Source organism: Bradyrhizobium acaciae, from assembly GCF_020889785.1.
GTDB lineage: Bacteria > Pseudomonadota > Alphaproteobacteria > Rhizobiales > Xanthobacteraceae > Bradyrhizobium > Bradyrhizobium acaciae.
In genome coordinates, this window is record NZ_JACMYK010000198.1 from 1 (window position 1) to 11,486 (window position 11,486).

Sequence of the window (11,486 nt, forward strand, 5' to 3'; positions counted from 1 at the left end):
CCGCGGGCGGCGATCGCCGTTGGCGGCCTGGTCGTCGCGCCCTGCGCCCTGCGCTTCGTCGCCTTCGTCCTCATCGCCTTCGGCTTCGCCCGCGGCAACAGCCTCGGTGCCCTCGGGCAGGACATGCATCAGATCGCCGTCCTCGCGCGGCTGCTGGGCACCGTCACGCGCCTCGCTGCCACCGCGACCACGGCGCCGGCGGCGGCGCTTGCGGCGCTGACCATCGCCTTCGCCTTCAGCAGCGCCTGCTTCCTCGCCGGCTGCCCGGTCGTCGACGAGCCCTTCGGTCTCGTCGGTCTCGATCTCGGCCTCGTATTCGAGCAGTTCTTCCTCGTCGTCGGCTTCGTCGGCCTGCGGCGGCGAGGCGGCAGCCTGGGCCACCAACAGCGCCTTGGCGGCCTCGAGCGTATGCACCTGCTCGCCGCGGTCGATAATGTAGGACTGCTGGGCGCTTACGGTGGCATCCGCCGCGATCGCCAGCGATACCTTGAAGGCGTCTTCGAGGTCGCGCAGATGGCCGCGCTTGTGATTGAGCACGTAAAGCGCGACGTCGGTGCGGGTGCGGACCACGAGATTGTGGGTCGCGCCCTTCATCAGGATTTCCTCGATGCCGCGCAGCAGTTGTAGTGCCACCGACGAGACCGATCGGACGTGGCCCGAGCCGCCGCATTGCGGGCAGGGCTCCGTCGAACTATCCAGCATGCTGGCGCGGATGCGCTGGCGCGACATTTCCAGGAGGCCGAAATGCGAGATGCGGCCAACCTGGATCCGCGCGCGGTCCTGGCGCAGGCAGTCGGACAGCTTACGCTCGACCGCACGGTTATTGCGCTTCTCGTCCATGTCGATGAAGTCGATGACGATCAGGCCCGCGAGGTCGCGCAAACGCAATTGACGCGCGACTTCTTCCGCCGCTTCCAGATTGGTCTTGAGCGCGGTATCCTCGATATGGTGTTCGCGCGTCGCCCGTCCGGAGTTGACATCGATCGAGACCAGCGCCTCGGTCTGGTTGATGACGATGTAGCCGCCGGAGCGCAGCTGCACGGTCGGCGAGAACATCGCGTCGAGCTGGCTTTCGACGCCCATCCGCGAGAACAGCGGCTGGCCGTCGCGATATTGCTTCACCGCGCGCACATTCGCCGGCATCAGCATCTTCATGAAGTCGCGCGCTTCGCGGTAGCCGGCTTCGCCCGCCACCTGGATCTCGTCGATTTCCTTGTTGTAGAGGTCGCGCAGCGAGCGCTTGATCAGGGAGCCTTCCTCGTAGACCAGGGTCGGCGCCTGCGACTTCAGCGTCAGGTCGCGCACCGTTTCCCACATCCGGATCAGGTACTCGAAGTCGCGCTTGATCTCCGGCTTGCTGCGGGAGGCGCCGGCAGTGCGCAGGATGATCCCCATGCCCTCGGGCACGTCGAGGTCCTGCACCACTTCCTTCAGCCGCGAGCGATCCTGGGCAGAGGTGATCTTGCGGCTGATGCCGCCGCCACGCGCGGTGTTGGGCATCAGCACGGCGTAACGGCCGGCGAGCGACAGATAGGTGGTCAGCGCGGCGCCCTTGTTGCCGCGCTCTTCCTTGACGACCTGCACCAGCATCACCTGCCGGCGCTTGATCACTTCCTGAATCTTGTACTGGCGGCGCGGGCGGAAGGCGCGCTCCGGAACCTCCTCGAGCACATCGTCGCCGCCGACGGACTCGACGACGTCCTCTTCCTCGCCTTCTTCGCCGTCGTCCTCATCGTCATCTTCGCCGGCCTCGTCGCCATGCCCGGCTTCGGGCGCGGCGACATCGGCGAACGCGGCATGTTCGGCGACCGCATGCTCATCGGCCACGGCATGGACTTCGTCGGCAGCCACATGCGGCACGTCGTCGGCGTGCGCGGCGTTTTCCTCGACCTGCTCCTCATGGGCCCGCTCAGGCTCATGATTGAGCTCGGTGGTCTCGACGATCTCCGGCACCGCTGACGCGACGGAGGCCTCGACCACCGCAACGACGGGGTCGGACGGAGTGTCGGCGGCCGGCGCTCCGCTTACGGCAGGGGCGTGGTCGTGTTCGTGGGTATGATCATGGTCGTGGTGGTCATGATCGTGATCATCGTGGCCATGATCATCGTGCCCGTGAACGTCGTGACCATGGTCATGATGCCCGTGGTCATGGTGATGCTCAGGGTCATCGTGATGCGCATGCTCATGCGCCTCGTGTTCGCGACCTTCGTGGGCGACCACGCCATGGTCGTGATGCCCGGCATCATGGTCATGATGCTCGGCGTCGACGGGGTGTTCATGACCCTCGACGGCGGGCAGCGCCTGCGCGTTACCTGCGCCCTCGACCACCTCGCTCTGGACGCGGTCGCCATGGCCGCGGCGACGGGCATTGCGATGGCGCGAGCGGCGGCGATGGCCGCGGTTCTCGTGCTCTTCTTCGGCCTCGCGATGGGCGCGCTCGTCGGCTTCGATCAGCGCCTGACGGTCGGCGACCGGGATCTGGTAGTAGTCGGGATGGATTTCGCTGAAGGCCAGGAAGCCGTGACGGTTGCCGCCATACTCGATGAAGGCAGCTTGCAGCGACGGCTCTACGCGCGTGACCTTGGCGAGGTAAATGTTGCCGCGCAGTTGTTTGCGCTGGGCGGTCTCGAAATCAAACTCTTCGACGCGATTGCCGCGGACCACAACGACCCGGGTCTCTTCCGGGTGGGTGGCATCGATCAACATCTTGTTGGGCATTTTGGAACTCTTGACGGCGGCGGGCGCGGATCATGGCGCGCGCAAACTGCGCCGCCCGGTGACGCGACGGTCCACCTGATTCGGGGGTGAGGGGAAGGCCAAAACGCGTCTCGCGGCGCAGCGCCGGACGGGAACCCACCGGGATGATGCGACGGGCGAGGTTTTCACCTCGCGTCAGCGCGATCACTCGGGAGATCCTGGTCGGCAATGCAGTCTGGCGCATTAAGCGTCGGCCCGTCTAAACATGTTGGCGGCGAGAAATACCGCCGTATCTTTTGCTGAAAGCCCCACCTGGCGCCGAAGCGCCCGCAGGCCATCGCATATCGAGGCCCCGAGGGACCGGATAATCGGTTACGCCGTGTCTCAAACCGCCCCTCTGGCGAGGGAGTGTGCCTGGGACCGGACGCCGCTCGGGCTTGAATCCGCCTCTCCGTGTCAGCCGCGCGCGGCGCTGGCTGGGGAGGGACCGGAAAAACACGGCGGGATCTTCGACTTGGAAGGTTCCACCGCTGCACCGGGAGGCTGAACGCGACACAACCGGGAGTACTAGCCGTCAGCATCCCGTACATACGTGGATTGGCCGCCGCGTGCAAGGGAAGCGTCACGCCGCCGCAACACTCGGTTCTTTTCGCCCAGGCGTCATTAGGGTGCGATTAACCGTGCGGTTTTAATGCGGTAAGAGAGCAGTCGGGAGGCTCCGAATCGGGGTGGAGAACCGCGCAAAACACCTTGTTTTTCTGGGCTGTGGGCTGTTGTGCGCCGCAGCATCGGTGTTTGCGGTCGCCGGCGCCCCGAGTGCTGCCGAGGGAACGCAGGGCGGCCAATCGGCCCCGGCTGCAAATGCTCCTGCTGCCAGTGCCCCGGATTTCCCGGTCGCATCCGGCGCCAGGCTCGCCGGTGACGACAAACAGACCCGATTCATCCTCGACCTCGACCGTAAAATCGAGTTTCGCGCATTTCCGCTGGCCGACCCCTACCGGGTCGTGGTCGACATCCCCCAGGTCAATTTCCAGCTCGCGACCGGTACCGGCTCGGCGGGGCGGGGACTGGTCAAGGCATTCCGCTACGGGCTCGTGATGCCGGGCGGCTCCAGAATCGTGTTCGACCTGACCGGCCCGGTGAAGATCGCCAATTCCTACGTGCTCGACGCCGCCAATGGCCAGCCGCCGCGGCTGGTGCTGGACTTCGAGCAGATCGACCGCACGGCCTTCGTGCAGGCGCTTGCGCCGGAGAGCCGTCCCGAACTGAAGCCAGCGATCTCCGACTCCACCACTGCGACCATTCCGGCCGTCACGACCGCGGCGCTGCCGCCGGTTACGACCACCGACCCGCGACCGCTGATCGTGATCGATCCCGGCCACGGCGGCATCGACAATGGCACCCAATCCGGCGATCAGACCGAGAAGAACCTGGTGCTCGGCTTCGGCCTCGCGCTGCGCGACCGGATCGAGAAATCCGGCAAATACCGAGTGGTCATGACCCGGTCCGACGATACCTTCATCCCACTCAATGACCGGGTGAAGATCGCTCGCACCCAATCGGCGGCGCTGTTCGTCTCGATCCATGCCGACGCTCTGCCGCGTCGCGAGGGCGATGCCCAGGGCGCCACGATCTACACGGTGTCGGACAAGGCTTCCGACGCCGAGGCCGAGCGGCTGGCCGAAGCGGAAAACAAGGCCGACGCCATCGCCGGCGTGAACCTGACCGATGAGCCGACCGATGTTGCCGACATCCTGATCGACCTCGCGCAGCGCGAAACCAAGACCTTCTCCAACCGCTTCGCTCGTCTCCTGATGGACGAGATGAAGTCCACGGTGAGGATGCACAAGCATCCGCTCAAATCGGCCGGCTTCCGGGTGTTGAAGGCTCCCGACGTGCCGTCCGTGCTGGTCGAGATCGGCTACGTCTCCAACAAGGGCGATCTCGAGCACCTGGTCTCCGAGAACTGGCGGAACAAGGCCGTCGGCTCGATGGTCCAGGCGATCGATACGTTCTTTGCCAAACGACTGGCAACTGCCGGACCGGCAAAGTGAAATTGGTCGCCTGAAAAGCCGCGGCCGTTGCGCCGAAGCCCTAGTTTGGCCACAGCGGCGACGGTATAGAGAATGGACCGCAGGTTCGCAGAATCGACCACATTGTCCGGCGGCTCTTGGATATTCGCGTGCGTGGCTCGCTGGGCCCAAGCTTCGATGGAGAGGCCTCGTTGTGAGGCTTCGTTATGTGAGCTGTCGCACTTTTGGACAGGCGCTTCTGACGACTGAGCGCCGGAGGGTAGGAACGGAACGTCGATAATGCGCCTGCTCGTGCGGTTTATGGGTTTCTTGTTCGCCGCCGGAACCGTCCTGTTCCTGGTCGGTGTCGCGGCCGTCGCCGGCGCCATCTGGCATTTCTCCAAGGATCTGCCCGACTACTCGCAGCTGCAGGACTATGAGCCTCCGGTGATGACCCGCGTGCATGCCGCCGACGGCGCGCTGCTCGGCGAATATTCCAAGGAGCGCCGGCTCTATCTGCCGATCCAGGCCGTACCGAAGCTCGTAATCAACGCGTTCCTCGCGGCCGAGGACAAGAACTTCTACGAGCACGGCGGCATCGACTATCAGGGTATGGCGCGCGCTGCGATCCTGTACGCCCAGAACTACGGCTCCAACCGCCGCCCGCAGGGTGCCTCGACCATCACCCAGCAGGTCGCGAAGAACTTCCTGCTGACCAACGAAGTCTCGTTCGCCCGCAAGATCAAGGAAGCCTTGCTGGCGATGCGTATCGAGCGCGCCTACTCCAAGGACCGCATCCTCGAACTCTACCTCAACGAAATCTATCTCGGGCTCGGTGCCTACGGCATCGCGGCGGCGTCGCTGGTCTACTTCGACAAGTCGGTCAACGAGCTGACGATTGCCGAAGCATCGTATCTGGCTTCGCTGCCGAAGGCGCCGGCCGCGCTGCACCCGGTGCGCAACCGGGATCGCGCGATCGAGCGCCGCAACTACGTGATCGACCGTCTGCTGGAGAACGGCTGGATCAAGCAGGCCGACGCCGACAAGGCGCGCAAGGATCCGCTCAACGTCACCAGCCGGTCCAACGGCGCGCATATCTTCGCCGGCGAATATTTCGCCGAGGAAGTTCGCCGCGACATCTTTGAGCGCTACGGCGAAAAGAAGCTGTACGAGGGCGGCCTGTCGGTGCGCACGACGCTGGATCCGAAGATCCAGGTGATGGCGCGCAAGACCATGGTCGCCGGTCTCGTCAATTACGACGAGGCGCAGGGCTGGCGTGGGCCGGTTCACAAGCTCGACGTGTCCGGCGACTGGGGCGTCAAGCTTGCCGACGTCAAATCGCTCTCCGACATCTCGCCGTGGCGGATGGCGGTGGTGCTGGAGACCAGCGATCAGTCGGCGCGGATCGGCTTCCAGCCGGGCCGCGAGCTCGGCGGCGCCGTCAGCAAGGAGCGGCAGACCGGCATCATCACGATCGATGGCGTGCGCTGGGCCAAGTCCAAGGGCAAGGCGCCGACCGCGGTCTCGCAGGTGCTGCAGCCGGGCGACGTGATCTATGCCGATCCGCTGGTGACCAAGGACGGCGCTGCGGTCGAAGGCCAATATCGCCTGCGGCAATTGCCTGAAGTCTCCGGCGCCATGGTGGCGATGGATCCGTGGACCGGCCGCGTGCTCGCGATGGTCGGCGGCTTCTCGTTCGACCAGAGCCAGTTCAATCGCGCGACGCAGGCCTACCGGCAGCCCGGCTCGTCGTTCAAGCCGATCGTCTACTCGTCGGCGCTGGACAACGGCTATACGCCGTCGACCACGGTGATCGACGCGCCGATCGAGATCGATCAGGGGCAGGGCGCCGGCGTGTGGCGACCGGAGAATTACTCGACCGGCAAGTATTACGGCCCGACCACGCTGCGCAACGCGTTGCAGCGCTCACTCAACACCGTGACGGTGCGCCTTGCGCAGGACATCGGCATGCCCCTGGTCGGTGAGTATGCAAAACGCTTCGGCGTCTATGACGAATTGCCGAACTATCTGTCCTATGCGCTGGGCGCCGGTGAAACCACGGTCATGCGCATGGTCACGGCCTATTCGATGTTCGCCAATGGCGGCCGCCGGGTGAAGCCGACCTTGATCGATCGCATCCAGGACCGCTACGGCCATACCATCTTCAAGCACGACACCCGCGAATGCCGCGGCTGCGATGCCCCCGGGGCTGGAAGAGCCAGCCGGAGCCGCAGCTCGTCGACCGCCGCGAGCAGGTGCTCGATCCGATGACCGCCTACCAGATCACCGAGATGATGGAAGGTGTGGTCCAGCGCGGCACCGCGACCGTCGTGAAGGAGGTCGGCAAGCCGATCGCCGGCAAGACCGGCACCACCAACGATGAGAAGGACGTCTGGTTCGTCGGCTTCTCGCCGGATCTCGCGGTCGGCGTCTATATGGGCTACGACAAGCCGCGCAATCTCGGCCGCGCCGCCACCGGCGGCCATGTCGCCGCGCCGATCGCGCGCGACTTCCTGAAGCTTGCACTCGCCGACAAGCCGCCGACGCCGTTCAAGGTGCCGGCCGGCATCAAGCTGATCCGCGTCGATGCCAAGACCGGCATGCGCGCCGGCCCGGGCGATGGCGGCAACACGATCCTCGAAGCCTTCAAGCCGGGCACCGCGCCGCCCGAGAATTACTCGGTCATCGGTGTCGCCGATGCCGACGGCCGCGCCCCCCAACCCCAGCCGTCGCAGAGTGGTGGGCAACAGCCCGACGGCGGCTTCTTCATGCGTCCGGGAACCGGGGGGCTGTACTAGAGCGTCTTCAAGCGAAGCGGGTCCTGGTTCGCTTGAAGAAAGCGCGTCAAAACAAATGCCTGGAGCTCCGATCCGATCTGAACGGAAATGGCTCTAGCCATGGATCCATCCAAATCGCCGGGATAGTGCGGCCAAGCCGATTGCGCTTTGCCGCGCCGGTCGCTACATCCCCCGGAACCTTTTTTCCAACACCTGAAAGACCATGCGCGCGGAAATCGAACGCCTTGTTGAAGAGATCAAGCAGTCAGTCGGGCTGCTGAGGAGGCATCTTTGACGTCGATCAATCGACGGCACGCCTCGCTGAGCTGAACAAGCTCGCCGAAGACTCCAATCTCTGGAACGATCCCCAGAAGGCTCAGCGGCTGATGCAGGAGCGCACCTCGCTGGAGGATGCGCTCTCCGGAATCGGCAAGGTCGAGCGCGAGCTCGAGGACCAGGTCGGCATGATCGAGCTCGGCGAGGCCGAGAACGATGCCGGTGTGGTCACCGAGGCCGAGAAGGCGCTCAAGGATCTCAAGAAGGAGGTCGCACGGCGCGAGCTGGAAGCGTTGCTCTCGGGCGAGGCCGACAAGTTCGATTCCTATCTCGAGGTCCATGCCGGTGCCGGCGGCACTGAGAGCCAGGACTGGGCGCAGATGCTGCTGCGCATGTACACGCGCTGGGCGGAGAAGCACGGCTTCAAGATCGAGTTCCTCGAAGAGTCCCAGGGCGAAGAGGCCGGCATCAAGTCCGCCACCATCCAGATCTCCGGCCACAATGCCTATGGCTGGCTGAAGACCGAGGCCGGCGTGCATCGCCTGGTGCGTATCTCGCCGTTCGACTCCAACGCGCGGCGGCACACGTCGTTTTCGTCGGTGCAGATTTTCCCGGTGATCGACGACTCGATCAAGATCGAGATCAAGGAGTCCGATGTTCGCACCGACACCATGCGGTCGGGCGGCGCCGGCGGTCAGCACGTCAACAAGACCGAGTCGGCGGTGCGTCTGACGCACATCCCGACCGGCATCGCGGTGGTCTGCCAGGCCGGTCGCTCCCAGCACAAGAACCGGGCGCAGGCCTGGGACATGCTGCGCGCGCGGCTCTACGAGATCGAGCTGAAGAAGCGCGAGGAGCAGGCCGCTGCCGATCAGGCCGCCAAGACCGATATCGGCTGGGGTCACCAGATCCGCTCCTACGTGCTGCAGCCCTACCAGATGGTGAAGGATCTGCGCACGGGTGTGCAGACCTCCGACACGTCGGGGGTGCTCGACGGCGATCTCGACGAGTTCATGGCGGCGACCCTGGCGCAGCGCGCCTTCGGCACCGGGCCCGGCTCCGTCGAGGATGTGGATTAAGCCATGCCGCGCGTCGCCTTCATCGGATTGGGACGCATGGGCCACGGTATGGCCGGCCGTTATCTCGATGCCGGCTTCACCGTCGCGGTGTGGAATCGCAGCAAGGCCAAGGCCGAGGACCTGATCGCGCGCGGCGCGCTCTGGGCGACCTCGCCGGAGGATGCCGCGATAGATGCCGACGCCGTCGTGACCATGGTCGCCGACGACGAGGCATCGCGTGCGGTCTGGCTGACCAGGGACGGTGCTGCCGCCAACATGAAGGCCGGTACACTCGCGATCGAATGCTCCACGGTCTCGTATCAGCACACGCTCGATATGGCGCGCGAGTTGCAGAGCCGCGGCCTGATCTACATCGATTGCCCGGTCACCGGCCTGCCGGAGGCCGCCGCCGCGGGCGAGCTGACGCTGCTGGTGGGCGCTGCCGCGGCCGATCTCGACAAGGCACGGCCGTTCCTCGCCCCGATCGGCAGCACGATCCGTCATTTCGGCGCGGTCGGCACCGGCACCGTGTTCAAGCTGATCAACAATTTGATCGGCGCGGTGCAGATCGCAAGCCTTGCCGAGGGCGTGGCGATTGCCGAGCAGGCCGGCCTCGACATGCAACTGGTAGCCGAGGCGCTGGCGACCGGCGCGGTGGCAAGCCCGCAGGTGATCCGCCACAGCAAGCGGATGATCGACCGCAACTTCTCCGGCGCGTCCTTCACCGCGGCGTTGCGTCACAAGGACGCCGACTACGCCGTACGGCTCGCCGAAACGCTGCTGCCCGGCGTGCCCGTGAGCCGGGCCGCGCTCACCGCCTACGACAAGGCGAAGGCCCACGCGCCCGATTCCGACGAGGGCCAGATGATCGAGATCGTGTCGCGGCCGAAATAGGCAGAGCCGCCATTCACGGAAAACGGGTGGGAATATTCGCGGGCGCGCGCTAGTCACCTGTGCAAGTACAAGTGAGTGCCCGACATGCCTTCCGCCGACGACCGCATTGATAGCCGCGACTGGGCGCTACTCGGTCTGCTGTCGGTGCTCTGGGGCGGCTCGTTCTTCTTCAACGGCGTGATCCTGCGCGAATTGCCGCCGCTGACGCTGGTGCTGCTGCGCGTGGCCTTGGGCACGATCATCCTGCTGCCGCTGCTGCGGGCCCGGAAGATCGAATTCCCCCGCGGCCTGTCGGGCTGGGCGCCATTCGCCGCGATGGGGCTGTTCAACAATGTGCTGCCGTTCTCGCTGATCGTGTTCGGGCAGACCTATGTTCCGAGCGGGCTCGCCTCGATCCTCAATGCGACGACGCCGCTGTTTGCGGTGGTCATCATGGCGGCGGCCGGAGACGAGCGGCTGCAGGCGCGCCGCGTTGCGGGCGTGATGGTCGGGCTGATCGGGGTTGCGATCCTGCACGGCGATGCGCTCGGTTTCGAGAGCAAGCAGGGCATCGGCATCCTGTTGTGCCTCGCCGGCGCCTTCAGCTACGGCATCGCGGCGCTGATCGGGCGGCGGCTGCCGCAGCGCGTGCCGCCGCTGGGGACGGCGACGTTCCAGATGATCGCCTCGGCCGTGCTGATGGCGCCCGTCGCCGCAATGGCCGACCGGCCGTGGCTGTTGCCGATGCCGCACGCGACGACGTGGTTCGCCGTGCTCGGGCTTGCGGCGCTGTCGACGGCGCTGGCCTATATCGTGTTCTTTCAGATCCTGCAGCGCTCCGGCGCGACCAATGTGATGCTGGTGACGTTGCTGATTCCGGTTACTGCGATGCTGCTCGGATATCTCGTCCTCGGCGAGCCGATCGCGCTGCGCGAGGTGATCGGCGCGCTGGTGATCGCGAGCGCGCTGCTCCTGATCGACGGGCGCGTGCTGAGCTGGTTCAGCCGCGCGCCTGCTTCCACGCCGCATACCATCCGGTAAAGCGTCCGCTGCCGCGCTCGCCGCCGTGCCAGGCGGCATAGGCGGTGCCGTCATCGGCGACCAGCACCACGGCATCGAGCCCCCTGGAACGGCGCAGCGTGTCCATCGCCTGCGCCGGCGTCTGCGCGATGGGACCCGCGACGTTGAACGAGGTGTTGACCGACATCTCGACGCCGATGTGGCGACCGAGCGCCTTCAGATAGGCGTAGGTGAGGGGATCGTCCGCCTCGCGCACGATCTGGATGCGGCCGGTGCCGTCGGCATGCACCACGGCCGGAATCTTCTCACGCGCCTCCGGCTTCGAATGCGCTGTGAGCACCATGTAGTTGTAGGCGTTGTAGTCGGCGTCGGACGCGCCGTCCTCCAGCTCGAAATAATCGAGCGCGGCTTGCAGCGTCGCCATCGGCGCCAGCGGCCGGATCGCCTCGCGGTACTTGACGCGCTCGTTGAGCCGCTCGCGCACTTGGGGATCGCAGGGATTGGCGAGGATCGAGCGATGGCCGAGCGCGCGCGGACCGGTCTCGGCTGCGCCTTGGTAGATCGCGATCACGCCGCCTTGCGCCACCATGCTGGCCATCAGGTCCGCGACCGCATCGCGCCCCTCTGAAGTCGTCACATTGCCGATCGCGGTCGAGGCGATGTCGTCGGCTCGCAGCGCCGCGGTAATGTCGGTGTTTGACGGCGGCAGGCCGCAATAGAATGCGTGCGACAGCGCCGCGCCGCGCGGCGCACCCGCCATATGCGCGAACAGC

Annotated in this window: 6 protein-coding genes and 1 pseudogene; 5 read left to right on the forward strand and 2 right to left on the reverse strand. The window is 65.8% G+C overall.

What is annotated here, in order from left to right; genetic code table 11:
* The coding region (locus tag H8A92_RS37445) for an Rne/Rng family ribonuclease (protein WP_229200277.1) at positions 1-2,718 on the reverse strand (2,718 nt) is incomplete at its 3' end.
* A gap of 707 nt (positions 2,719-3,425) precedes the next feature.
* Here H8A92_RS37445 and H8A92_RS37450 point away from each other — a divergent pair.
* From H8A92_RS37450 to H8A92_RS37470, 5 genes and pseudogenes are all read left to right on the forward strand, one after another.
* Positions 3,426-4,751, forward strand: a complete 1,326-nt coding sequence (locus tag H8A92_RS37450) for an N-acetylmuramoyl-L-alanine amidase (RefSeq protein WP_229200278.1) — start codon at positions 3,426-3,428, stop codon at positions 4,749-4,751.
* Positions 4,752-5,009: 258 nt separating this feature from the next.
* A pseudogene (locus H8A92_RS37455) lies at positions 5,010-7,507 on the forward strand (penicillin-binding protein 1A).
* Between the two features lie 202 nt (positions 7,508-7,709).
* A protein-coding gene (prfB, locus tag H8A92_RS37460) for a peptide chain release factor 2 (RefSeq protein WP_163160053.1) occupies positions 7,710-8,841 on the forward strand; the annotation gives its coding sequence in 2 pieces (ribosomal slippage) (positions 7,710-7,778 and positions 7,780-8,841; 1,131 coding nt in all).
* Between the two features lie 3 nt (positions 8,842-8,844).
* A complete protein-coding gene (locus tag H8A92_RS37465) occupies positions 8,845-9,714 on the forward strand; it encodes an NAD(P)-dependent oxidoreductase (RefSeq protein WP_229200279.1) in 870 nt (289 codons plus the stop codon).
* Between the two features lie 84 nt (positions 9,715-9,798).
* Positions 9,799-10,734, forward strand: a complete 936-nt coding sequence (locus H8A92_RS37470; protein ID WP_229200280.1) for a DMT family transporter — start codon at positions 9,799-9,801, stop codon at positions 10,732-10,734.
* Here H8A92_RS37470 and H8A92_RS37475 read toward each other — a convergent pair.
* Positions 10,694-11,486: carbamoyltransferase C-terminal domain-containing protein (locus tag H8A92_RS37475; RefSeq protein ID WP_274613566.1), on the reverse strand; the 793-nt coding region annotated here is incomplete at its 5' end. The genes H8A92_RS37470 and H8A92_RS37475 overlap by 41 nt on opposite strands.